The sequence below is a fragment of the bacterium genome (assembly GCA_035419245.1).
GTDB lineage: Bacteria > Zhuqueibacterota > Zhuqueibacteria > Residuimicrobiales > Residuimicrobiaceae > JAKPUX01.
Window position 1 is genome coordinate 64893 of sequence record DAOLSP010000005.1, and the last position, 23797, is coordinate 88689.

Below are 23797 nucleotides of genomic sequence, written 5' to 3' on the forward strand. Positions count from 1 at the left end.
GACTTTCACAACTAAAGGACGAATGGTATGTTAATGAAAGCACTGGTTAAAAAGCAGCCCGGTCCGGGGATCTGGCTCGAAGAAGTCCCTGTACCCGCTTATGGCAACAACGATCTGCTGATCAAGGTGACCCATACGGCCATTTGCGGCACCGATCTGCATATCTATAAATGGGATGAATGGTCACAGCGGACCATCAAGACGCCCATGACGATTGGCCATGAATTTGTCGGCATCGTAGCGGCCAAGGGGCAAAATGTCGTCGGGTACGAGGTCGGGGAGCGGGTCTCCGGCGAAGGCCATATCGTCTGCGGACTCTGCCGCAGTTGCAGGGCTGGACGCCGCCATCTTTGCACCAACACCATCGGCATCGGCGTCAACCGTGACGGCTGTTTCGCTGAATACCTCTGCCTACCCGCCAGTAATGCCTGGCATGTGGCCGATTCGATCCCTTCTGAAATCGCCGCATTTTTCGATCCCTATGGCAACGCCACCCATTGTGCCCTCAGCTTCGATATGGTCGGGGAGGATGTGCTCATCACCGGCGCCGGGCCGATCGGTTGTATGGCCGTCGCCATTTGCAAACATATCGGCGCCCGGAATGTCGTCATCACCGATGTCAATCCCTATCGTCTCGATCTCGCCTGTAAAATGGGCGCCACCCTCACGGTCAATGTCGCGCAGGAGAGCATCGCCGCAGCGGTGAAAAAGCTGGGCATGGTCGGATTCGACATCGGCCTGGAGATGTCCGGAAATGCCCAGGCCTTCGAGGCGATGCTTGAAAACATGTACCACGGCGGACGGATCGCCCTGCTCGGCATCCTCCCGAATACCACCGAGATTAACTGGGACCAGATCATTTTCAAGGGACTTCATCTCAAAGGCATTTACGGGCGCGAGATCTTTGAAACCTGGTACAAGATGCAGACCATGCTGCAAAGCGGCTTGAACATCGCCCCGGTGTTGACCCATCGGCTGAAATTTGGCGATTTCCAGAAAGGCTTCGATGCTATGGCCTCAGGCCAATGCGGCAAAGTCGTTCTTGAGCTTAATTAACGTCTTGATTGCGGAGAGTTGTCCATGTATGGAGCATTGCAGGAAGAACTGAAGCGGCTGCTTGGAGAGATCCGCCAGGCCGGCTTGTACAAGCAGGAGCGGGTCATCGCCACGCCCCAGGGTGCGCGGATTGTGGTGCAGGGCGGGAGGGAGGTGCTCAACTTTTGTGCCAATAACTATCTCGGCCTGGCCAACCATCCCCAGGTGATCGCAGCAGCCAAGGGCGCCCTTGAGCGCTGGGGTTATGGCATCTCCTCGGTGCGTTTCATCTGCGGCACGCTGGAGATTCACAAGCAACTGGAACAAAAGATCGCCACCTTTCTGGGGGTTGAGGATGCCATCCTTTACGCCGCATGTTTTGATGCCAACGGCGGCGTCTTCGAGCCTTTCATGTCGGCCGATAGTGCGATCATCACCGACAGTCTGAACCATGCCTCGATTATCGATGGCATCCGACTCGCCAAGGCGCAACGCTATATTTACCGGCATGACGATATGGCCGACCTAGAGGCCAAACTCAAGGAGGCGGCCGGTGCGAAATTCCGCTTGATCGCTACGGATGGCGTCTTCTCCATGGACGGCGATATCGCCCAACTGGGGACGATCTGCGATCTGGCCGAGCGCTATCAGGCGCTGGTAATGGTCGACGACAGTCACGCCACCGGCTTTATGGGCAAGAGCGGGCGGGGGACGATCGAACATTGCGGCGTCCAAGGGCGCGTCGACCTGATCACCACCACGTTTGGCAAGGCGCTCGGCGGCGCGATGGGCGGGTGTGTCGCCGGCCGCAGCGAAATGATCGAGTACCTGCGCCAGAAGAGCCGGCCCTACCTTTTCTCCAATTCCCTGGCGCCGACCATAGCCGGTGCAACCATCGCCGTCCTTGATCTGCTCAGCGGTACCACCGAATTGCGCGACAAGCTGGAACGGAACACGGCGCACTTTCGCGCCCGAATGACGAAGGCGGGTTTCGACATCCGTCCAGGCGTCCATCCGATCGTCCCGATCATGCTCTACGAGGAAAAGCTCGCTCACGCGATGGCCGATGCACTGCTCGAAGAGGGTATCTATGTTGTCGGCTTCAGCTATCCAGTGGTAGCCCGCGGTGCGGCCCGCATTCGCGTGCAGATCTCAGCAGCGCATGAGATCGCGGATCTGGATCAGGCGATCGCCGCTTTCACGTTGGTCGGCCGACGCATGGGAGTGATCAAGTGATGGACCGAAATGAGTGAGCCCGTCATCAAACGCCGGCGCAGCCGCAAGATCCGGATCGGCACCCTGGAGATGGGGGGGGATGCCCCCATCGTCATTCAGTCCATGCTCAACAGCAAGACTACCGATGTGGAACGCTCGCTGGATCAGATTGCCCGACTGCAGGAGGCTGGTTGCCACCTGGTGCGGCTGGCTATCCCCAATGCTGCCGCCTTGCCGAGCTTTGATGCCATCAAAAAAAGGGCCTCGCTTCCGTTGGTTGCAGATATCCATTTCGACTACCGTCTCGCCCTCGGCGCCCTGGACGCTGGTGCGGACAAGATCCGCATCAATCCGGGTAACATCGGCGACCGCGAAAAGGTGAGGCGTGTTGTTGAAAAAGCGGTAGAGTGCCGCGTGCCGATCCGCATCGGCGTCAATTCGGGCTCGGTCGAGAAAGAGATTCTCACCGAAGAGGGAGGACCGACCGTACGCGCTCTGGTGCGCAGCGCTTTGCGCCATGTCGAGCTTTGCCGCGAATTCGGAGCCGAAGATCTGGTCCTCTCCTTGAAATCTTCGGATGTGCTTCGGACCATCGCAGCCTATCAGAGCATCGCCGCGGCCTGTGACTTGCCGCTGCACATCGGTGTCACGGAAGCCGGGACCGTCAAGGCGGGGACTATCCGCTCAGCAGTCGCCCTGGGCATCCTTCTGCACCAGGGCATCGGCGATACGTTGCGCGTATCCCTGACCGGGGATGTCGTTCAGGAGATCATCGCAGCGCGGCATATTCTTAGAAGCCTCGACCTCATAGAGGAGGGGATCACGTTGATTTCCTGCCCGACCTGCGGCCGGACGCAGGTCGATCTGGTTCCCATCGCCGAGGAGGTGGAAACGCGCCTGGCCCATGTGCGCAAACCACTCAAAGTTGCCGTGATGGGCTGCGTCGTCAACGGCCCCGGTGAAGCCAGAGAAGCCGATATCGGGGTCGCTTGCGGGCGCGGTAGCGCCGTCTTGATCAAACGGGGACAAATCGTTCGCAAGATTGCCGAGAACGAGATCGTCCAGACCCTGATTGAGGAAGTCAACAACTGGCCCGAGTAAGGATGCGTTTAAAATTACCGTAATTCATATCGTGGGGTAGCGATCATGAAGAGCAAATCCAGACGTGTCATGGTTCTGGGGGGAAGCGGTGTGCTCGGTTTTCAGGTGGCGCGGCATTTGGCGCAGGAACTGGAACCTAAAACCATCATCATTGTCTCCCTGCACCAGTCCAGCATGCGCCGCTCTCTTGAGCAGTTGCGCAAGGAATTCCCCAAGGTCACCTTCGACGGCGCATGGGGCAACATCTTTTTACGCAGCGCGTGGCATGGCCAATCGCTGAAAGAATTGAGCGCGGACCACGAGAATATCAGGCAAATGATCGCCGATCTCTGCGAGGGTCATCCCACTACAAGTAAAAAATATTTTCTCAGCGATCTGATCCACAAGTACAAGCCGGATATCATCGTCGATGCAGTGCCGACGGCACCTTTGCTCGCTTCCCTGAGAGAGCGCTGGGACCCTGAAGCAATCGCGCGGGATTTACATTCACCCCGCCGCGACCGCCGCGTACCGGGCGAAATAATGTTGTCGTCCCAAACTATTGCCCAGATTGAACGTATGCTGGTCTATCAGCCGCTGCCCCTTTTGATCCAGCATGTTAAAATCCTTAATGAGGCGATGTGCGATGTTGGCACCCATCTCTATCTGAAGATCGGCCTCACCGGCATGGGAGGAATGGGCTTTACAAATCCCTACTGGGGTCAGCTCGACCAGGAACTCGATCTCAAGATGGAACGGGCGGTCCTCGCCTTTGGTCATACCGGATTGCTTTTCAGCATGGCACGAACCCCGGGAGCGCCGGTGGTCAAAGAGGTCAAGATCGGCGCCCTGATCGGCAGCCGCCTGATCGATTACCGGCCGATCGAGTTCCAGGGCAGCCCGGTCGGGCTCTTCCATGCGAAAAGGGTCACCTTGGGAGACAAGCTGCCGCTCTTCACCGACGTGGGGTATGCCCGCCGTGGTGACCTCTCCATGGTTGGCATGCAGACCGCTTACGTCGGCTTTATAACGCAGGGAGAATTTGAAGCGATTACGACTCTGTTCCAGATGGAATACCTGACACCGGAAGAGATCGCCCATACAGTTGTATTGGAAATTCAGGGCCATGCCACACGCTATGAAGTCATCGCGGCCCTGGATTCCGCCATTATGGATCCCAGCTATCGAGCCGGAGTGATGCGCCAGCCCATCATCGCCGAGATGCAGCGGTTGAGCGAGGAAAAACAGACGCCCAGTGTGGCCCTGGGAAAGCTCGGACCACCGGAGCTTTCCAAGCTGCTCTATGAAGCCTGGCTTCTGCGCACCAAATATCGTAAAATAAAGGAGGTGGTCGCTGCCGATCCTGCCCTGATCAGTCATGAGCTGGAAAGCTACCTATTACATCATCCCATACGCCACACCATCGTTTCTATCGGCATCCCCATACTGCTCTCAGACGGAAAAACCCTGCTGCGCGGCCCGCGCATACAGATACCGGCCAGCCGCGGAGAGGATGAGTTGACTGTAACCCCCGACAAGATCGATGCCTGGGCAGGAAAGGGATGGGTGGATCTGCGTCCAGCGAATATAGCCAAATGGCAGGAGCGGATTGGGGCGATGTACGATTCCTGCAGCACCTTGTTCAACCAGGATGCCGGTGATATCCGTCGCGGACCCTGCCCGATAGAGTCCCTCGGCATCGGCGAGATGGTGGGGTGGATTTTTAACAACGATCCCGCCATCCAGGGATTCCGGGTCAAGTCATTCTGAGCGCAAGGTGAGCGGCAAAGGGCATGGGCAATCCGCTTTTGAGCAAACCGGTCCGCTGCAGATTCAGGGGCCACTCCGGCGTGCCAGCTGTCCAGGGCAGATCCTCATCACCCTTCCCGTTTATAACGAAGCATCGCACCTCGGGCAGCTCCTCACGAGAATACGGGCGGTAACAGACCTGGAGTTGCTGGTCATCGACGACGGATCTGACGATAACACCCCCGATGTCATACAAAGCCTGGGTGTGTCTTGCCTGCGCCACAAGCGCAACCTCGGTAAGGGTGAAGCGCTACGATCGGCACTGAAGGCGGCCCGTGCCATGGGGTACGGCTGGATCATCACCATGGACGGCGACGGCCAGCACGATCCGGCTGATCTGCCGGAATTTATCCACGCGATCCGGTCGCAGCAGGCCGACTATTATCTCGGCTGGCGGCAGGGGAGAAGCGGCATCATGCCCCCCCTGCGTCAACTCAGCAACGGTCTGAGTTCGATTATCCTCTCCCTATTCGCGGGGCGGCGTTTTCATGACGCCCAGTGCGGATTCCGCGCCTATCGCACTGATCTTCCCGGCCTCGACGACTGCAACGAGCGGGGATTCCAGTATGAGAGCGAACTTCTGCTGCGCCTCAGCCGTCTCAATCTGAATATAGTCGAGATCACCATCGTCACCCGCTACGATGGCAGCGTAAGCCGGATCCGTTATCTCCGCGATTCCCTCGCCTTCATGCGTCTGCTCTGGCATGGGTTGTGGTGGTAGGATGGCCGGGAGCATCCTGGCGGCTCTGATCATGCATTTTGGTAAATATTTGCTTGTAATCCTCGCGGAAATGTTGTATATTTTCGTTCATTTTCGGGGCGTAGCGCAGTTCGGCTAGCGCGCCTGGTTCGGGACCAGGAGGTCGGTGGTTCAAATCCACTCGCCCCGACCACAAAGCCCATTCGGTTTCACGCGGATGGGCTTTTTTTTAACCTGTGTGAACGAATTGATTTTGATCGAAATAATCTCTATATTTAATAATTATCGATACTGCAGATCATGGACTGAGGGATAGGCCTATGAGTTCTGAATATTCCTTTGGCGACATCGAAAAAAAATGGCAAGCCCGGTGGCGTGAGAGCGGCCTGTACAAAACCGACTTGAACAAGGTGGAGAAAAAACTCTATTGCCTGGTCATGTTTCTCTATCCCTCCGGCGATCGCCTTCATATCGGACACTGGTACAACTATGCGCCAACCGATACCTGGGCGCGCTTCAAGCGTATGCAGGGCTGGAACGTCTTTGAGCCGATGGGCTACGATGCCTTTGGTCTCCCGGCAGAAAACTATGCCATTAAAAAAGGAGTGCACCCGGCTCTCAGCACGGCCGAGAACATCGCCAACATCCGCAAGCAGCTCGAGGCGATGGGCGCCATGTACGATTGGGATCATGAGGTCAATACTAGCCATCCGGATTACTACCGCTGGACCCAGTGGCTCTTTTTAAAGATGTATGAAAATGGCTTGGCGTACCGCAAAAAACAAGCCGCCAACTGGTGCCCCGGCTGCAAGACCGTGCTGGCCAACGAACAGGTCGTCGACGGCCGCTGCGAACGATGCGAGAGCGAAGTATTGAGCAAGGATCTGGAGCAGTGGTTTTTCAAGATCACGGCCTATTCCGAACAGCTGCTGGAGGGATTCGAGAAGATAGACTGGCCGGACAAAACCGTCGCCATGCAGCGCAACTGGATCGGTAAAAGCATCGGTGCCAGCATCCGGTTCCGGATTGAGGGGCGCGACGAGACGATCGAAGTGTTTACCACCCGTCCGGACACCCTTTGGGGCGTAACCTACATGGTGCTCGCGCCAGAACATCCCCTGGTGCAAGTTCTGACGACCCCGGAGCACCAGGCGGAGGTGGAGGCCTACGTACTGCAGGCGCGCAGGCAGCGCGAAATCGACCGGATGTCGACCGAGAAGGAAAAAACCGGAGTATTTATCGGCAGCTATTGCATCAATCCGGTGAATCAGGAAAAGGTGCCGGTTTGGATTGCCGATTACGTTCTGGTCACCTACGGCACCGGCGCCGTGATGGCCGTGCCGGCGCACGATACCCGTGATTTTGAGTTCGCGAAAAAGTACAAACTGCCCATCCGCGAGGTCATATCGGCAATGGGCGTGCCGTGCGACGGTGAACTCACCGAGGCCTACATTTTACCGGGCAAGATGATTCATTCGGGACCCTTCGACGGCGTCGATTCCACGGCCGGCATCGATAAAGTGATCGACTATCTGCAGGAGCAAGGCTGGGGCGGACGCAAGATCAATTACAAACTGCGCGACTGGCTGATCTCGCGCCAGCGCTACTGGGGTGCGCCCATTCCAATACTGTATTGTGATGCCTGCGGCGAACTGCCGGTACCCGAAATCGATCTGCCGGTACTGCTGCCAGAAGATGTTGTTTTTACGGGAAAAGGCGAGTCTCCGCTCTCGACATCGCCGAGTTTTGCAAAGGTGACCTGTCCCCGCTGCGGCCGCGAGGCCCGCCGCGAGATGGATACCATGGACACCTTTGTCTGCTCCTCCTGGTATTATCTACGATTCCTGACACCGGATCTCGCCAGTGCGCCCTTTGACCAGCGCTTGGTCGACGCCTGGCTGCCAGTGGACCAGTATGTCGGCGGGGCCGAACATGCCGTCATGCACCTGCTCTATGCCCGCTTTATCACCAAAGCGTTGCATGATATCGGCTGTATTCATTTTGATGAGCCCTTCAAGCGGCTGGTGCATCAGGGCACGATCACGGCCAAAGGGGCGAAAATGAGCAAAAGTCGTGGCAATGTAGTCAATCCGGACCAATTTATCGCCCGCTATGGAGCTGATACCTTTCGGATGTACATGATGTTTATGGGAGGCTATGAGGAGGGCGGCGACTGGAGTGATGAAGGGATCGTCGGGATTCACCGCTTTCTCAAGCGCGTATGGCGTCTGGTCGAGCAGACTATCGAGCATCCACCGGCTGGATCCACGGATTCCCGCTTTGACAAGGTGCTGCAGCAAATGCACTATGCGCTCAAGCACTGCGGTGCGGATCTGGAGCGTTTTCACTTCAACACCGCGATCAGCCGCTTGATGGAGCTATTAAATGAGGTATCACTTTATATGCAAGATAAGCCCTCATCCGCACAACAGGATGCACGTTTGGCCCATGAGGTGATTCCAACCCTGGTGCTGATGCTGGCGCCCTTTGCACCGCATTTTTCCGAAGAGTTATGGTTCCGGCTTGGTCGGCCCTACAGCATCTTCAATCAGCGCTGGCCGGAGTACGACGAGCGCTGGCTAGTGCAGGAGCGTCTCAACCTTGCGGTTCAGATCAACGGCAAGGTTCGCGGACAGATCGAGGTTGATGCCGCAAGCAGTGATGCGCAGGTGATCGCAGCAGCGTTGCAGGACGATAAGATCAAGGGGTATTTGGAGGGAAAGACCCTGGTTAAATCGATCGTTGTACAAAAGCGTTTGGTGAGCCTGGTGATTCGCTGATTCAATATCTCCAGTTTGGTACAAAATATAAGGGTCGAATGGCTTTCTGCTGTTCGACCCTTATGTTTTGTACATCGGTATCGGAACGGCAAACGCCGCAGCAGGGAGGGAGGATTACGGGTAGCAGGGTTGCAGAAGCGTTCAAATCACATCTGGCAACATTACTATGTTAACATAACTAATATTATGCACAGTTGTCCATGCACTGGGGCCGGTCAAAATCTCCCATTAACGTCAGAATTCACCAGGCTCTTCAGCCTCCTAAACTCTGCATCTCTCGACGCGCCCGGTCCTTCAACGGTGTCTCAACTTTGCTCCATAAAATCTCTTCGAGATTTTGCTTCGCCGTTTCAAGATCCCCGGCCGTCTTTAAAGCCTGCGCATAATAGAAACGCGCATGCAAATTGTTGGGATTCGTCCGCACCGCATCTGCCAGATAGCGCAGCCCTTCCTGGGCTTTGCCTGTTCCCAACAGGCTCTTGCCCGCCAGCGTTAAAGTCACACTGTCCTGCTTGCCCAGGTCGATGGCCTTAAGGGCATACTGGCCCGCTTCGCTTTCGCGAGCGCAGGCGTCAAAAATGATCCCTGCCTGCTTATAGAGCGCTGCCTTATTTGGCGCATACTTGATGGCGGTGCGGATCGCCTCCATGGCGGCGTCACTGCGGCCCAGGCGGATCTGGCAGGACGCCAGCGACGCCCAAATATCTGCCTCGCCGGCCCGCTGAGCCAGATAACGCTGATAGAGCGCCACTGCCCTGGTATAGTCGCCGGCAATATAGGCCTTGAACCCTTCGGCGCAGATCGCCTCGAAATTCTCGTCGCTGCCGGCAGCGCTGCTTTCGCTGGCGGCAAGGTCGGGCGTGACCATGCGCAAGGACTTGCGCGCGATCTCGGCGAATTTGCCGTCGGGATCGAGTTTGAGCACGGCCTTGAAGCAGCGGCTGGCATTGTCCATGTCCCCCTGTGCTAGATAGACCTTGCCGAGACCAAGATAAGATCTTACTTCTTTAGGAGATACAGCAATCGATTTCTCGAAAGCGCGGATCGCTTCACCGTAGTTTTTCTGAATGCTGTAGACCGCGCCGAGGTTTACCAGCGCCATTACATTGGCCGGCTGCAGGATCAAACCTTCCTTGAGAAACCGTTCAGACTGGGCAAATTGGCGCATTTTGGAGTAAAGACTGCCGAGGACGAAATAGGCGCGGCTGTAAAGGGGGCACAATCGTACGGTTTCGATGCATTTGTCGAGTCCTTTGGTATACTCCCGGGACTCAAAGTAGACCAGCCCCATATTGTAATGAAGATCCGGATCACGCGGGCTGAACTCGATCGCTTTGCGCCAAAGGGCCAGAGCGGCGTCATAAGCTTTCTGCCGGGTCTTTTCAAGGGCTTCGCGGTTGAGCTGTTCGCTTTCCGGTGCGGGCGGCGCCACGCTCCAGACCAGCTTGAGGTCGCGATTGTACCACGAGAGTTCGAGACGATCGCCTCCCCCCCGGTATTTCTCTTCGAGGCGGGACAGAAGCAGGCGCTTGTCCGAATCGGAGCTGGGATCGAGATCCGGATAGAGCCGGTTGAGCTCAGCGGCGGCGATCGTCACGGTGTAGGATTTGAGTGCGTCTAAGGGTGCTTGAAAGTCGTTCATGGCTGCAGGATCACTCGCTTGCACACGCTTCCGGCTGCCGGGACGGGGCCGGCGGCCACTGTGCCTTAATATTACTATTATTTAATAATAAAATCAATAAAAAAGGCGGCTTTCCGGCCGCCTTGCTTGTGCGCCAGGCGGGAATCGAACCCACAACCTTTAGCTCCGGAGGCTAACGCTCTATCCTATTGAGCTACTGGCGCGTTGTCGCGTAGTGTCAGGGAACATTGATGCGAGTGATTCGCTGGGCCCGTCCGCTGCTGCTATCAATCTCGATGAGGGCGCCATTGAGGCGAATATTGGCGCTGGCCATACGATACTTTTCGGGCAGAACGGTGGTGAAGCGCTTGATCGCCACCTGGGCATCCATGCCGATAACCGAGTCGTGCGGGCCCGTCATACCGACATCGGTGATGAAAGCCGTGCCCTTGGGCATGATCCGTTCATCGGCCGTCTGAACATGGGTATGGGTGCCGATGATGGCGCTGACCGCGCCATCCAGGTACCAGGCCAGGGCTGCTTTTTCCGCGGTGGCCTCGGCATGAAAATCGACCAGAATGATCGGGGTCTTTTCCCGAAGCCGCGCCACCTCTTCATGTCCGGTGCGAAAGGGACAGTCGATCGGATACATGAAGGTGCGCCCCTGGAGATTGAGCACCCCAACCGGTATTTGCCGACTGGTCAGGATAATCGTGGAACCGCGGCCCGGGGCTTGCGGCGGATAGTTCAGCGGCCGCAGCACCTTTTGGGTGCTGTCGAGATAACTGCGAAACTGGCTGTTGCCCCAGGTATGGTTTCCGCCGGTGATGACATCCACACCGAGAGAAAAAAGCTGTCGCGCGATGGCTTCGGTCAGGCCGTTGCCACCATCGGCGTTTTCCCCGTTGGCGATACAGAGATCCACCGCATGACTTTTCTTCAAGCCCGGTAGCAGGCCGGCCACCACATCGATCCCCGGTCTGCCAACGATGTCCGCAATGAAAAGGATATGCAGCGACTTTTCGCTCACTGGGCCATCCAATATACGTCAATTCGCAGAATTATTCAAGCCTTTTGTTGGTTACTTGGCGTAATCGATGGCGCGGTATTCCCGGATAACCGTCACCTTGATTTGCCCGGGGTATTCCATCTCGCTCTGGATCTTTTCGGCGATGTCGGTGGCCAATTGCTCGGACATGGCGTCGTCGATTTTTTCATGCTCCACCATGACGCGCACCTCGCGGCCGGCTTGGATGGCATAGGCTTTGCCGACACCGGCGAAGGATTTGGCCAACCCCTCGAGTCCGTCAAGACGCTTGATGTAGGTTTCAAGGGTTTCGCGGCGCGCTCCCGGACGGGATCCGCTGATGGCATCAGCGGCCTGGACCAGGACGGAGATCGGCGAAATGATGGGTACATCCTCGTGATGTGCGGCGATGGCATTCTGGACAATCGGTCCCTCGCCGTACTTTTTCGCAATCTCCAGACCGATTTCGGTATGGGTGCCATCGGTATACCGGTCGATCGCCTTGCCGATGTCGTGCAGCAGACCGGCGCGTTTAGCCAGATTGCCGTCGAGATCGAGAGCCGCGGCCATCAGACCGCAGAGATAGGAAACCTCGATGGCATGCTGCAGGACATTCTGCCCGTAGCTGGTGCGGTACTTGAGCTTGCCGAGCAGCTTGACCAACTCGATGTGCATGCTGGCAATACCGCATTCCATCAGGGCTTTTTCACCCTCCTCGACGAGTTTTTCCTCCATCTCCTGCTTGGTTTTCTCGACCACCTCCTCAATCCGCGTCGGGTGGATGCGCCCGTCGATAACCAGGCGCTCCAGCGCGATGCGGGCGACCTCACGCCGGAAGGGATCGAAACCGGAGAGAACGACCGCCTCCGGGGTATCATCGACGATCACCTCGACGCCGGTTGCCGATTCAAAGGAGCGGATGTTGCGTCCCTCGCGGCCGATGATGCGTCCCTTCATCTCGTCGCTGGGGAGATTGACGACGGAGACGGTCGTTTCCGTGGAATGGTTGGCTGCCGTGCGCTGGATCGCCTGAATAATGATCTCTTTTGCTTCCCGGTTGGCCTGTTGACGGGCGTGGTCCTTGATCTCCTTGATGCTTTGGGCGGCCTCCTGCTTGGCCTTTTCAATAAGGTTCAGCATGAGGATGCGTTTGGCCTCTTCGTTGGAAATGCCGCTGATCTTCTCAAGGCGGTGGTTCTGTTCCTCGATCAGGGTGTCGAGTTCTGCTTCCCGTTTGTGGACATTTTCCTCGCGACTCCTGAGCCGGCTCTCGATCTCATCGAGTTCCTTTTCCTTGGTGGTCAGCAAATCGTGGCGCCGGTCCAGGTTCATCTCGCGCGCCGTCAGCTTGTTTTCAATCTTTTGCAGGTCCGCGCGTCGGTTTTTTATCTCGTTTTCAAGATTTTGCCGGTGTTTGAAGATCTCGTCTTTGGCTTCGAGGGTCTTTTCCTTTTTGAGGTTTTCCGCCTCTTTGCGCGCATCCGAGATCAGTTTGTCGGCTATTTTTTCGGCTTCGGTAACCTTGCCCCGACCGATATGACGTGAAACCATCCAGCCGCCGATAAAAGCCACTGCGGCAGCCGCGATGGCTATGAGTATGACCAAATAGGTATCCATATACCCTCCACAACGAAAAACCCAGGCTTGTCAAGCATCCTTCTATGATTAAATAAAGCGGAAATTCTGGTGGTTATGCTACAGCACCCCGTAGCACGCCACCGTGCGGAATTTCCCATCGGACTCTTGACAGCTGGGTTTTCACAAATACAACAGGAATTGTCCGGTCAATTTTCGGCCGGGCCGTTCAGACGCCTTTCTTGCCTTCCTCCATGAGTTCCTGAATGTCGATGTCAAACTGATGGGTCAGGGTTTTGACCCGATCCTCAAAGGAATTCAATTTCTTTTTGGACAATTCCCGCTGCTGGAGAAGTTCGTCGGCGATGTTCAGGGCAGCCAATATAGCGATCTGATGCAAAGGACGATTGGGTTTGGCTGTCTGTACGTCGCGCATTTTCTGGTCGACGTATTCGGCAATGCGCTGTACATATTCCACATTGGCATTAACCTTAAGCGGATAATCGGTGCCAAAAATATTCACCTTGAGGATGTTCTTTTCATCATTCATGAAAGTAAGCTTGCATAGGCTTGTGAAAACAGCATGGTCCCGATGGCCTTTCCGTCAGAACCTAACGGTTCTCGAAGGTTTTCAGTTCATCGAGTTTGGCCAGCATATTTTGTACGCGCTCGCGCAGCCGTTCCTCGGTTTCGCGATACTTTTCCAGCATCACCTGCTCAGAGCGGCTTGCCTGTTCGCTGAGTTGCTGGCGGATCTTGTCGAGCTGCAGGCTTTGATCGCTGATGCGCGCCCGCAGTTCACTATTTTCCTCTTCCAACAAGAGATTTTTCTTGCGCATTTCCGCTATAATTCCCAGTGCAAATTGAATGCGCTCTTCCAATACATCCAGAATGTTTTTATCCACAGAAACCTCGTCCTAGCGTGGTCTCAATTCGGCACCAAACTGGGCGGAGAGTCGGGCGAGGATCGCCGCCACCTGCTGCTCTACCTCATTTACTCCCAATGTACGTTCTTTTGAGCAAAAATTCAATGAAAAAGCGACGCTTTTTTTACCTTTCGGCACCTGCTCACCCTGGTAATAGTCGAAAAGATGGACTTTTACGAGATATTCGCCACCAGATTCCCGGATGGCCTGTTCCACAGCCCCCACTGCGATCTCGTCATCGAGGAGCAGGGCAATGTCAAAGGGAATCATCGGAAATCTGGCGATCGGCTGAAACCTGCGATGTACCAGCCGATGCGCGTAGAGCTGATCAAAGCTGAGGACAAGGCCGAAGCAATCGGCCGTCTTGAGCTTGAAACTCTGCAAAACCGCTTCGCTCAGGCGGCCAAAGCTGCCGAGCAGGCTCTGATCCTTGAGGTAGATTCCGGCGCTCTCCGGGGCCCAGTAGGCCCCCTGAGCGACGCCCAATGTAACGCCCTGGATTCCGAGTTGCTCAATCAAGGCATAAAAGAGGCCCTTGATGTCATAAAAGTCAACGGCTCGCGGTTTTCCATACCAGGCGGATTCACCGGTCTCGCCGACCAGTAACCCGGCCACCTGCTTTTCTTCTTCGAACCGATCCCCCCTTTTCCAAGCGACATTGCCGATCTCAAAAAAACGCAGGTTGGGCATCTGGCGGTTGCGGTTATATGCGGCATTCTGGAGCAGTGAAATCAACAGATTGGTGCGAAAAACCGACCACTCGGTGCTGAGGGGATTCAGCAGCTCGACCACTGCGCTGTTTGCCGGAAGGAAAGGCGCCGCCGCCTGGGGTGAGACGAGGCTCAGGGAGAGCGTTTCATGCAATCCAAAACCGGCGAGCAGATGGCGTACCTGGTCCTGAAAGGCCACCCGCGGATTCGCGGTCTGGGATTGATCCAGGGCCACCGTTTGGGCGAAGGGAATTTGATCGTATCCGTAAATCCGGGCGACCTCCTCAATCAGATCCACAGGCCGGGTGAGATCGGGACGAAATGGGGGAACGATGCAGGCGATCAGGTCTGCAGATTTTTCCGCACAGGTGATCTCGAGCCGTTCGAGGATCTCGATGACCTCGGCGGCGGAGAGTTCGACGCCGATCAACGTCTTGACGGCGCTCAGGCGCAAATCAATCTGAGCGCGGGGCAGCGGTTGCGGATAACAATCCACACTCCCGCCAACGGGTGTCGCCCCGGTGAGCGCTTCCAGCAAGCCGCTGGCGCGATCGAGGGCGGGCAGGGTCCCCTCTGGGTCAGCCCCGCGCTCGAAGCGCCGCGAGGATTCCGTCGAGATGGCCAATTGCTTGCTGGATTTGCGGATTCCCAACGCCGCGAAATGGGCACTTTCGAGAAAGACTGCCGTGGTGGTGGGTTGAACCTCCGAGTTGAGACCGCCCATGATACCCGCCAACGCTATTGGTTTTTCGCCGTCGCAAATCAGGCAGGTCCCCGCCTCGATGGTATGGTTTTTCCCGTCAAGGGTGGTGAAGGCTTCCCCCGCAGCGGCGGCGCGCACGACAAGACGTTGCCCGGAGAGATAGGCGGCGTCAAAAGCATGCAAAGGCTGGCCGTACTCCAGCATGACATAATTGGTGATATCCACCACGCAATTGATGGACCGAACGCCCGCGTGATGGAGCCGGTACGCCATCCAGAAGGGCGCCGGCTGAAGTCGAATCGTTTCGAAATAGAGCCCCGAGTAGCGCGGGCAAAGCTCCGGCGCCTCGATGGTTACTGGGATCCGCGGCGGCATTGCCTGGTCGACGGTACGCGAGACAAGCTTTGGCAGCCGCAGGGGACGGCGTGTGGCGGCTGCGATCTCGCGGGCGAGGCCGATGACGCTGAGGCAGTCCGGACGGTTGGGCGTGATGAAAATATCCAGGAGATAGTCGGGCTCTCCCAACCACTGCAACAGATCCTGACCGGGCTGGGCGGATCCATCAAGGAGCATCAATCCCTCCGCCCGGTCGGTCAATCCGAGCTCGGCCTCAGAGCAAAGCATGCCACTGCTGGAAACGCCGCGGATTTTGCGAGCCGAAACCTTGAGGGTCTGGTCCAGGACAGCTCCGGGGAGGGCGAGCGGCACAAGCAGGCCGGCGCGGGCATTGGGAGCGCCGCAGACCACGTCGAGCTCCTCTCCCCTGCCGGCATCGACCCGGCAGATCTGCAGCTTGTCAGCCTGAGGATGTGGCGCGCAGCGGATGATGCGGCTGGCGACCACTCCGCTGAAGGGGCGGGCAATCTCCTCGACGGATTCGACTTCCAGCCCCGTCATGGTCAGGGTATGGGACAACTCCTGCATGGAGAGCGAAATATCGACAAATTCCTTAAGCCAGCTGAGGGTAACTTTCACGGGTTCGGTCCGGGAGATTAGAATTGCTCGAGAAAGCGCATGTCGTTTTCAAAAAGAATGCGAATATCATGAATCTGGTATTTGAGCAGGGCGATGCGTTCGATGCCCATACCGAAGGCATAGCCCGAATAGAGTTCGGGATCGTAATCGACAAATCCAAAGACCGCCGGGTCGACCATGCCGGCGCCGGAGATCTCGAGCCAGCCACTGTTCTTGCAAAAGCGGCACCCCTTGCCCTTGCAGAAGATACACGAAAAATCGTATTCGGCGCTCGGCTCCGTGAAGGGAAAGAAGCTGGGCCGGAAGCGGACGCGCACCTGCCGGTCATCGAAGATCTTTTGGGCGAAGGCCTGAACCGTTCCCTTCAGATCCGCGAAGGAGACGCCGCGATCGACGTAAAGGCCTTCCACCTGGTGAAAAGTGGGTGAATGGGTGGCGTCCGGAGTATCCTTGCGGAAGCAGCGCCCCGGCGCGATCATGCGCACAGGCGGTTTTTGCTGCTCCATAGTGCGGATTTGCACCGGCGAGGTATGGGTCCTCAGCACATAGCGGTTTTCAAGGTAAAAGGAATCCTGCATGTCGCGTGAGGGGTGGTACTCGGGGATGTTGAGGGCGGTGAAATTGTAGTACTCACTCTCAATCTCGGGCCCCTCTTCGATGCGGAACCCCATGCCGACGAAAATCTGCTTAATTTCATCCATCGTTTGAAGGATGGGATGGAAACTGCCGATCTGGGGATATCTGGCAGGCATCGTCGGATCGAATGCAGAGATCGCTTTGGGGCGGTGTTGGAAGGAGAGCGCTGCGGCATCGCATTGCTGTTGCATCGTCTCTTTCAAGCGGTTCAACTCCGCCCCGAGCAGCGGTCGTTCTCCTGCCTCCACCCTGCCGAGCTGGGCAAAAAAGGATTGCAGTTTGCCTTTGCGGCCCAGAAATTCGCTTTTCAGCTGCTCGAGATCCGTCGCTGCGATGGCCGTCGGGAGGCGCTGTGCGAATTCTTCTTGCAGGGCTGCGAGTTGCTGCTGCAGGTGGGACAGGATTTCACTCATGGTTTCAGGCCTTGGCGGTATTAACCAATTGTTCGAATGCCTGGAGATCGTGAACAGCCAGTTCAGCGAGCATTTTGCGGTTGATGTCGATATCTTTTTGTTTCAGCCCGTTGATGAGCGAGGAATAATTCATTCCATACAGGCGGGCGGCGGCATTGATACGCACAATCCACAAACTACGAAACTCGCGTCTTCTGGCTCTGCGGTCACGATAATTATAGGTAAGCCCTTTCTCCACGGTTTCGCGGGCGGAACGGTAGAGGCGGTGCTTGCCGCCGTAATATCCCTTGGCGGCCTTCAAGTATTTATTTCGACGGTGACGCGTGACGACCGGCGAATGTGATCTTGGCATACTTCCTCCAACAGGAACTGTTGCGGGTAAACGATTAGGCGCTTAGCATGCGCTTGATGCGCGGGGTGTCCTCGGCCGAGACGATCGTGGTCCGGCGCAGGGCACGTTTGCGTTTGGGTGATTTTTTGGTCAAGATGTGGCGCGCATAAGCATGATTGCGCCGTACCTTGCCGGTTCCCGTGAGGCGAAAACGTTTTTTCGCCGCGCGGTTGCTTTTCATCTTGGGCATAGAGTGCTCACCTCATGTAAGGGTTGGCTGTTTACTTCTTGACGAAAAAGACCACGAGCTGGCCGCCTTCCATCGTGGGATCTTTTTCGGTTTTGGCGACATCCTGGAGGTTTTCAATGAAGCGCTCCATGATCTTTCGGCCAAACTCCTGATGAATCATTTCGCGTCCCTTGAATTGGACCGAAGCACGGACGCGGTCTCCCTCGAGGAGAAATTTGCGCGCGTGTTTCAGTTTGAATTCAAAGTCATGTTCCTCAATCTTGGGCCGCATGCGGATCTCTTTGGTGACGATGACGTGCTGTTTTTTGCGCGTCTCTTTCTCTTTCTTGGAAAGCTCATACTTGAACTTGCCGAAATCCATGATCTTGCACACCGGCGGAGCGGCATTGGGAGAGACCTCGACCAGGTCGAGTCCGGCGCTCTCCGCCCGGCGCAAGGCCTCATTGCGGCTCACGATACCCACCTGTTCGCCTTTTTCATCCACCAGACGGACGGAAGGGGCATCGATCAGTTCATTGACGCGAGTGAGTTTTTTCTTAATAGCAAATCCTCCTCTAATGATTCTCTGCCTTGACGCGGACTAATTCCTGAATCTCTGAAATCACAGCCGGGATTTCAGCCAATCCACTATCTCCCTTGCCGTGCTTACGAACGGAAACGAGGTTTTGTTCCGCCTCCTTCGCTCCGACAATCAGCATGTAGGGGATTTTTTGCGTTTCGGCTTCGCGTATTTTGTAACCCACCTTCTCGCTGCGGTCATCCATTTCGGCGCGGAGGCCGGCTGCGATAAGCTGGTTTCTGATCTGTTCGGCATAAGGGTGTTGTTTTTCGGTAATCGGCAGCACCATCACCTGGGTCGGCGCCAGCCAAAGCGGAAAAGCGCCGGCATAGTGCTCGATCATGACGCCAAAAAAGCGTTCCAGCGAGCCTAGAAGAGCGCGATGGATCATGATCGGCCGGTGCTCCTTGCCATCCTGGCCGACATAGGTTAGATCGAAACGTTCGGGCTCGTTAAAGTCCACCTGGATCGTGCTGCATTGCCAGGTACGGCCGAGCGAATCCTTGATCTTGATGTCAATCTTGGGGCCGTAAAAGACCCCTTCTCCCGGATCAATCTGATAGTTCAGTTTGGCCTTTTCCAGCCCGGCGCGCAGGGCATCAGTCGCGCGCTCCCAATTATCGATGGAGCCAACTGCGTGTTCAGGTCGCGTCGAGAGATAGATCTCGAGATCGGAGAAGCCAAAGGAACGCAGCATGTGCAGGGTGAAGCCGAGCAGCATGTCGATCTCGTCGTTTAGCTGGTCGGGGCGGCAGAAATGATGGGCATCGTCCTGTGTGAAGCCGCGTACGCGCATCAGGCCATGTAGAACGCCAGAGCGTTCGTAGCGGTAGACGGTGCCTAGTTCCGCCCAGCGGATCGGCAGCTGGCGATAGCTGCGGGTCTGACTACGGAAGATCTGCAGATGGAAGGGGCAATTCATCGGTTTGATTTGATAGAGCTGCTCATCGACCTCCGTCGGCGAATACATATTCTCCTTGAAGAAACCGAGATGGCCGCTGGTCTGCCACAGTTCGAGACGAGCGATGTGCGGTGTATAGACGAACTCATAGCCGTTCTTGAGATGTTCCTGGCGCCAGAACTCTTCCACCTTGTACCGGATGAAACCGCCCTTGGGATGCCAGAGGATCAATCCCGGACCGATCTCGTCGTTGATGCTGTAGAGGTCGAGTTCGCGTCCGAGGCGACGGTGGTCCCGTTTCTTGGCCTCCTCGATACGTTGCAGGTAGGCGTCCAGCTGGGATTTTTTGGGAAAGGCGATGCCGTAAATCCGTTGCAGCATGGGATTTTTTTCATCGCCAAGCCAGTATGCACCGGCCACACTGAGCAGCTTAAAATAGCGAATCAGGCCTGTTGAGGGCAGATGCGGCCCTCGGCACAGGTCGATGAACGGCCCATCGCAGTAAATGCTGGGGGGTTCGCCCAGTCGTTCGATCTGCTGCAGCTTGTACCCCTCCTTGCGCTCGCGGAACAGCGCCAGGGCGGCTTCTTTATCGAGTTCTTCGCGGACAAAAGGGAAATCCGCGGCGACGATCTCGGCCATCTTCTCCTCAATGCGCTGCAGATCTTCGGGGGTGAAGCTGTTCTTGACGTCGATATCATAGTAAAAACCCTCCTCGACTGGAGGGCCAAAGGCGAATTGGGCTTCAGGATAGAGTTCCTTGACGGCATGCGCCAGAACATGAGCGGCGCTGTGCCAAAAGACCTCCATGCCCGCGGGCGAATCGGCCGTCAGAAAGACTATGCGGCCGCCCTGCTGCAGGGGCCGTGCGAGGTCTACGACGGCTCCATCGACCTGAGCGGCGATGGCTTCATGGGCGATCCGGCCGCCAATCCCGGCGAGAATGTCTGCCGGCTTGATGCCTTGCGGGTACTCCGCCGAACGTCCGTCCGGGAAGGTAAGCGTTATAGATGACAAGCGGACATCCTTTCCAGAAGAATTCCTCCCTAAACACGAAACCGCCCGAGGTAGGCGGTCTCTTGGCGCCGGGATTGCGCGCATGGATCACGGGAGTGGGCGGTACTGGATTTGAACCAGTGACCCCTTGCATGTCAAGCAAGTACTCTAACCAGCTGAGCTAACCGCCCGGTGCAAAAATAGCGCCACCATCAGTTCCTGTCGAAAAAAAAGCGTTTCCCGAAGGCAACGCTAATTTTAAAGGGGACCCCTCATCTTTTGGTGCCGAGGGCCGGAATCGAACCGGCACGGACTCAAAGCCCGAGGGATTTTAAGTCCCTTGCGTCTACCTATTCCGCCACCCCGGCACGCCTGCCCTTTCGGCGTTGGAGGCGGCGATCGGAATCGAACCGATGAATAGAGGTTTTGCAGACCTCCGCCTTAGCCACTTGGCTACGCCGCCAGGTGTAGAGCGGGAGACGGGACTTGAACCCGCGACCCCAACCTTGGCAAGGTTGTGTTCTACCACTGAACTACTCCCGCTTGAAGTTCATTAATATAGTTAAATTCCAAAAGTTATGCAAGACTTTTTTTCACATCCGACCATTTTTATCCGTCTTCCGCTTTCGCTTTGGCCGTGATAAATATATGCGCTGTTCTCTGCAAAAACCACTCTTTGCTTCTACTCTACTGTGAAGCCAACAGTGCTGGACTCAACTCTAGGAGGTTCGTACGAATTCTCAAGCCACTGCTGCCCCCCAGACCCTGATCATCTCCTGTGAATCCTGTGGCGAGGTACGCTATCTCGATGCGGTTGATGATGCCGAAGCGAATCAGCTCTTCACCACCTTCCACTGCAAAAAGGGCTGTGACCGTTCCTATTACAGCTATATCACCATCGGCCAGATCGTGCTCGGCACACCACAAAACCAAGCGGCCAGCGATGCCGTCCTCTTCCCGAAGAAATCAACCGTCCTGCCCTAATAAAAAAGCCGCTGAAATCAGCGGCTTTTTGTGGAGCTAAGGAGGATCGAACTCCTGACCTCTTGACTGCCAGTCAAGCGCTCTCCCAGCTGAGCTATAGCCCCTTGTAACCGGATAATAATGTATTAAATTTTACGCTGATTGTCAATCTTTTTTCTCGGCATTTTCGAGGATTGCACGGGCGATCTGCAATGCCCCCTCGATCTGGCCGATATCATTGCCGCTGCCCTGGACGAAGCCGGGCTCTCCGCCTCCGCGTCCCGAAATTCGCTGAATCGCTGCGGTGAAGGCAGGACGCAGGTCGATCTCGCGGGTGCTGGTGGCGAAGGCCAGTGCCGCGCGCGCCGAACGGCCTGCGAACAGGTAGGTGCCCGGACGCCGGCGCACCGCCATCGCCGCCAGATAGCGCACGGTCTCGAGTTCGACATCCTCGAAGAGATGGCTGATGATGACGGATGTTCCCGCTGCGGCACAGACGGCCTCCAGGCTTTGCTCCGCCAGCTGCCGGGTCTTCAGCTCCAGCGACTTGCGCAGCCCCTTGTTTTCCTCCTGCAATTTGATCACAGCAGCAGTCAGGCTCCCGGCATCGGTGGTCAGGTGACCGGTGAGCTCCGCGAGTGTACGAGCGTGGTCTTGAACCAGACGCCAGGCACGCCCGCCGGCCACAAAGGTATAGCGGGTGCCCTGGCGGATCTTTTCGCGGCCGATGATCTTGACCATTCCCACCTGTCCCGTCGAACTGACATGCGTTCCACCGCACGGATCCAAATCAAAATCGGCAATCTCGATGAGCCGGATGGTTCCTTTCACCTGGGGGGCCTTGCGCAACTGCAATCCTTCGGCCGTGGCTTGATCGACGATCCGGCTGGTGACGCGGCGATCCTCCCAGATGACCCGGTTCGCCAAGCTTTCGATTTCCTCGAGGGTTTCCTCCGGCACCTCGGCGGCATCGACCTCGATGGTCGATACCTCCTCCCCTAGGTGAGCGGATAGGGTTCTGATCCGGGCCCCCTGGTAAAAGGCACCTGCAAGCAGGTGGAATCCCGTGTGTTGCTGCATAAAGTCAAAGCGTCGCGGCCAGTCGATGGCGCCGTGGACCGTGGCGGACTCGACAGGGGCAGCGAGCAGATGCCAGATCGCCTCGCCCTCGACCTGGACCTCCTCCACGGCGACACCCTCGATATGTCCGGTATCGTGCATTTGCCCGCCGGAGGTGGGATAAAACACCGTCCGGTCCAGCAGCAACGCGGGTCGGCCGTTGCGTTCGCCCTTTTCCAGCACCACCGCATCCATTTCCCGCAGATAACTGTCGCCTTGATAGAGCTTTTCGGTCATTCCGTTTCTCCCGTGCTATGCAGTTTGCGTTGCAAACGCTGCTTCCTGCGCAAGAACTGCTGGTTCCAGATGTGATGGCGGGGATCGGTGGCCAGTTCGAGGAGAATAGCGAGCTGTTTTTCCGCCCGTTCAACGATCTTCAGCGCTGCCGCGTAATCGCCGCAGCGATGTTCGAGATATTTGGACAGCTCGACGTAGGGCTCGGGATCAAAGCACGGCGACCGTTCGATCCAGTCCTGCCAGGTCCGGGCCGCATCGCTCCAGTTGCCGCGCCGTTTCTGTATTTGCGCGCGGTGATGCGCCAACTCGCGCGATCCTCCCTCCGCTCCCGGGGGTGCGGCGCCCTCACAGAGGCGCTCGGCTTGATCATAGAGCGCCAGATCGCTCAGGGTCCGGATCACCGGGAGGAGTTCGCTGCTGGTCAGCGTGTCCGCCTTGCCGAAACGTTCCGCAACAGCAACGGTTATGCCCATCAAACTGAGCAGATCCATCACATTATGCTGAAAGACCGGCAATAGTTTGGCCAGATCGCCCTCACGCAGGGTCGAAAAATACAGACTTGGGATGAGTGACCCGGGAATGTCGCCCTGGCGGCGGAACCGCAGCAGTCGGGTTTCCACTTCCGTCAGGGCGTAGGAGGCCAAGTTTTTATAGAGCCGACGGATGCAGTGGAGGAGATCCAGGTGGATCACCCGCTCCCAGGCATAATCAAGCCGGTTGAGAACGCACCGATTCCGGATCAGAGGCAGATCGTAGCTTTTACCGTTGTAGCTGACGATGGCATCAGCTGCTTCCAACTCGGCGTGCAAATCGGTATAGAGGGGACGTTCTGCATCGGGATCGTGGAGGAAGTACTGCTTGATGGTAACGGTCCCCTCCTGGCAACGGGCGATGCCGACCAGAAAAGCATAGGTACCGGCTCCGCCGGTGAGCCCGGTGGTCTCGGTGTCGATGAAGAGGAGGTTTTCCGGCCTGGCGTGTTGCAAGGCCCAGTTCTTGCCAACCAGAACCAGCTGCTCCGGCTGCAAGCTGAGATACCGTTCGAGCGGGAACATCGGAACTTGCGCCGCGGAGAGTGTCTTGTGCCGCAGCCAGAGCTCGCCTCCATTCGCTGGTTCGCGCGCCAGTCCGAGGACCTCGCCACCCCGCAGGGTTCGCGCCGGTGTCATTTCGGGCGTTGGTGCGATAGTCAGTCCCTGCAAAGCAGCCAGTTTTTCCTTGATCGACAGCATAGTC

Annotated in this window: 19 protein-coding genes and 7 tRNA genes; 7 read left to right on the top strand and 19 right to left on the bottom strand. The window is 56.8% G+C overall.

Going from position 1 to position 23797, the window contains the following annotated elements:
- Nucleotides 1-33 precede the first annotated feature (33 nt).
- The 7 genes from tdh (at nt 34) to leuS (ending at nt 8619) form a co-directional block, all read left to right on the top strand.
- Nucleotides 34-1056, top strand: coding sequence for an L-threonine 3-dehydrogenase (gene tdh / locus PLH32_09000; protein ID HQJ64738.1), 1023 nt, complete (start codon nt 34-36; stop codon nt 1054-1056).
- A 24-nt stretch (nt 1057-1080) separates the two neighbouring features.
- On the top strand, nt 1081-2271 hold the full coding sequence (locus PLH32_09005) for a glycine C-acetyltransferase (GenBank protein HQJ64739.1): 1191 nt from the start codon (nt 1081-1083) through the stop codon (nt 2269-2271).
- 9 nt (nt 2272-2280) lie between these two features.
- Entirely contained in the window at nt 2281-3351 is a 1071-nt protein-coding gene (ispG, locus tag PLH32_09010) for a flavodoxin-dependent (E)-4-hydroxy-3-methylbut-2-enyl-diphosphate synthase (protein ID HQJ64740.1), read from the top strand.
- Nucleotides 3352-3396: 45 nt separating this feature from the next.
- Entirely contained in the window at nt 3397-5100 is a 1704-nt protein-coding gene (locus PLH32_09015) for a hypothetical protein (GenBank protein HQJ64741.1), read from the top strand.
- 7 nt (nt 5101-5107) lie between these two features.
- Nucleotides 5108-5860, top strand: a complete 753-nt coding sequence (locus tag PLH32_09020; GenBank protein HQJ64742.1) for a glycosyltransferase family 2 protein — start codon at nt 5108-5110, stop codon at nt 5858-5860.
- 94 nt (nt 5861-5954) lie between these two features.
- A tRNA-Pro gene (locus PLH32_09025) sits at nt 5955-6032 on the top strand.
- Nucleotides 6033-6159: 127 nt separating this feature from the next.
- Entirely contained in the window at nt 6160-8619 is a 2460-nt protein-coding gene (gene leuS / locus PLH32_09030) for a leucine--tRNA ligase (GenBank protein HQJ64743.1), read from the top strand.
- 253 nt (nt 8620-8872) lie between these two features.
- Here the strand turns inward: leuS and PLH32_09035 are convergent, their stop codons facing one another.
- The 19 genes from PLH32_09035 to PLH32_09125 form a co-directional block, all read right to left on the bottom strand.
- A complete protein-coding gene (locus PLH32_09035) occupies nt 8873-10261 on the bottom strand; it encodes a tetratricopeptide repeat protein (protein ID HQJ64744.1) in 1389 nt (462 codons plus the stop codon).
- A gap of 129 nt (nt 10262-10390) precedes the next feature.
- Nucleotides 10391-10464, bottom strand: a tRNA-Arg gene (locus PLH32_09040).
- A gap of 14 nt (nt 10465-10478) precedes the next feature.
- Nucleotides 10479-11270, bottom strand: a complete 792-nt coding sequence (locus tag PLH32_09045; protein HQJ64745.1) for a TIGR00282 family metallophosphoesterase — start codon at nt 11268-11270, stop codon at nt 10479-10481.
- A gap of 51 nt (nt 11271-11321) precedes the next feature.
- Nucleotides 11322-12884, bottom strand: coding sequence for a ribonuclease Y (gene rny / locus PLH32_09050; protein ID HQJ64746.1), 1563 nt, complete (start codon nt 12882-12884; stop codon nt 11322-11324).
- A gap of 187 nt (nt 12885-13071) precedes the next feature.
- Nucleotides 13072-13392, bottom strand: a complete 321-nt coding sequence (locus tag PLH32_09055; GenBank protein HQJ64747.1) for a cell division protein ZapA — start codon at nt 13390-13392, stop codon at nt 13072-13074.
- 61 nt (nt 13393-13453) lie between these two features.
- Nucleotides 13454-13747: a hypothetical protein gene (locus PLH32_09060; GenBank protein ID HQJ64748.1), complete on the bottom strand. Its 294-nt coding sequence runs from the start codon at nt 13745-13747 to the stop codon at nt 13454-13456.
- Nucleotides 13748-13759: 12 nt separating this feature from the next.
- Complete coding sequence (gene pheT / locus PLH32_09065; protein ID HQJ64749.1) at nt 13760-16156, bottom strand: phenylalanine--tRNA ligase subunit beta; 2397 nt, start codon at nt 16154-16156, stop codon at nt 13760-13762.
- A gap of 17 nt (nt 16157-16173) precedes the next feature.
- Complete coding sequence (gene pheS, locus PLH32_09070; protein ID HQJ64750.1) at nt 16174-17205, bottom strand: phenylalanine--tRNA ligase subunit alpha; 1032 nt, start codon at nt 17203-17205, stop codon at nt 16174-16176.
- A gap of 4 nt (nt 17206-17209) precedes the next feature.
- Nucleotides 17210-17557, bottom strand: coding sequence for a 50S ribosomal protein L20 (rplT, locus tag PLH32_09075; protein ID HQJ64751.1), 348 nt, complete (start codon nt 17555-17557; stop codon nt 17210-17212).
- A gap of 34 nt (nt 17558-17591) precedes the next feature.
- Nucleotides 17592-17786 (bottom strand): 50S ribosomal protein L35, encoded by a 195-nt coding sequence (rpmI, locus tag PLH32_09080; protein HQJ64752.1) that lies wholly within the window; start codon nt 17784-17786, stop codon nt 17592-17594.
- A 31-nt stretch (nt 17787-17817) separates the two neighbouring features.
- Nucleotides 17818-18327, bottom strand: a complete 510-nt coding sequence (gene infC / locus PLH32_09085) for a translation initiation factor IF-3 (GenBank protein HQJ64753.1) — start codon at nt 18325-18327, stop codon at nt 17818-17820.
- Nucleotides 18328-18340: 13 nt separating this feature from the next.
- Nucleotides 18341-20263: a threonine--tRNA ligase gene (gene thrS, locus PLH32_09090; protein HQJ64754.1), complete on the bottom strand. Its 1923-nt coding sequence runs from the start codon at nt 20261-20263 to the stop codon at nt 18341-18343.
- A 96-nt stretch (nt 20264-20359) separates the two neighbouring features.
- A tRNA-Val gene (locus tag PLH32_09095) sits at nt 20360-20433 on the bottom strand.
- An 89-nt stretch (nt 20434-20522) separates the two neighbouring features.
- Nucleotides 20523-20610 (bottom strand) — tRNA-Leu (locus PLH32_09100).
- Nucleotides 20611-20629: 19 nt separating this feature from the next.
- Nucleotides 20630-20705, bottom strand: a tRNA-Cys gene (locus PLH32_09105).
- 8 nt (nt 20706-20713) lie between these two features.
- Nucleotides 20714-20785, bottom strand: a tRNA-Gly gene (locus tag PLH32_09110).
- Between the two features lie 472 nt (nt 20786-21257).
- A tRNA-Ala gene (locus tag PLH32_09115) sits at nt 21258-21330 on the bottom strand.
- A gap of 40 nt (nt 21331-21370) precedes the next feature.
- Nucleotides 21371-22561: a DHHA1 domain-containing protein gene (locus PLH32_09120; GenBank protein ID HQJ64755.1), complete on the bottom strand. Its 1191-nt coding sequence runs from the start codon at nt 22559-22561 to the stop codon at nt 21371-21373.
- A complete protein-coding gene (locus PLH32_09125; protein ID HQJ64756.1) occupies nt 22558-23793 on the bottom strand; it encodes a ribonuclease H-like domain-containing protein in 1236 nt (411 codons plus the stop codon). The genes PLH32_09120 and PLH32_09125 overlap by 4 nt, the downstream gene beginning before the upstream one ends.
- Nucleotides 23794-23797: the final 4 nt, after the last annotated feature.

Coding starts and splice junctions, on each gene's coding strand:
- pheS (HQJ64750.1), bottom strand. CDS start 17,205: ATGAGTGAAATCCTGTCCCACCTGCAGCAGCAACTCGCAGCCCTGCAA.
- PLH32_09055 (HQJ64747.1), bottom strand. CDS start 13,392: ATGAATGATGAAAAGAACATCCTCAAGGTGAATATTTTTGGCACCGAT.
- PLH32_09015 (HQJ64741.1), top strand. CDS start 3,397: ATGAAGAGCAAATCCAGACGTGTCATGGTTCTGGGGGGAAGCGGTGTG.
- rpmI (HQJ64752.1), bottom strand. CDS start 17,786: ATGCCCAAGATGAAAAGCAACCGCGCGGCGAAAAAACGTTTTCGCCTC.
- rny (HQJ64746.1), bottom strand. CDS start 12,884: ATGGATACCTATTTGGTCATACTCATAGCCATCGCGGCTGCCGCAGTG.
- PLH32_09125 (HQJ64756.1), bottom strand. CDS start 23,793: ATGCTGTCGATCAAGGAAAAACTGGCTGCTTTGCAGGGACTGACTATC.
- rplT (HQJ64751.1), bottom strand. CDS start 17,557: ATGCCAAGATCACATTCGCCGGTCGTCACGCGTCACCGTCGAAATAAA.
- PLH32_09005 (HQJ64739.1), top strand. CDS start 1,081: ATGTATGGAGCATTGCAGGAAGAACTGAAGCGGCTGCTTGGAGAGATC.
- tdh (HQJ64738.1), top strand. CDS start 34: ATGAAAGCACTGGTTAAAAAGCAGCCCGGTCCGGGGATCTGGCTCGAA.
- leuS (HQJ64743.1), top strand. CDS start 6,160: ATGAGTTCTGAATATTCCTTTGGCGACATCGAAAAAAAATGGCAAGCC.
- PLH32_09120 (HQJ64755.1), bottom strand. CDS start 22,561: ATGACCGAAAAGCTCTATCAAGGCGACAGTTATCTGCGGGAAATGGAT.
- PLH32_09035 (HQJ64744.1), bottom strand. CDS start 10,261: ATGAACGACTTTCAAGCACCCTTAGACGCACTCAAATCCTACACCGTG.
- ispG (HQJ64740.1), top strand. CDS start 2,281: ATGAGTGAGCCCGTCATCAAACGCCGGCGCAGCCGCAAGATCCGGATC.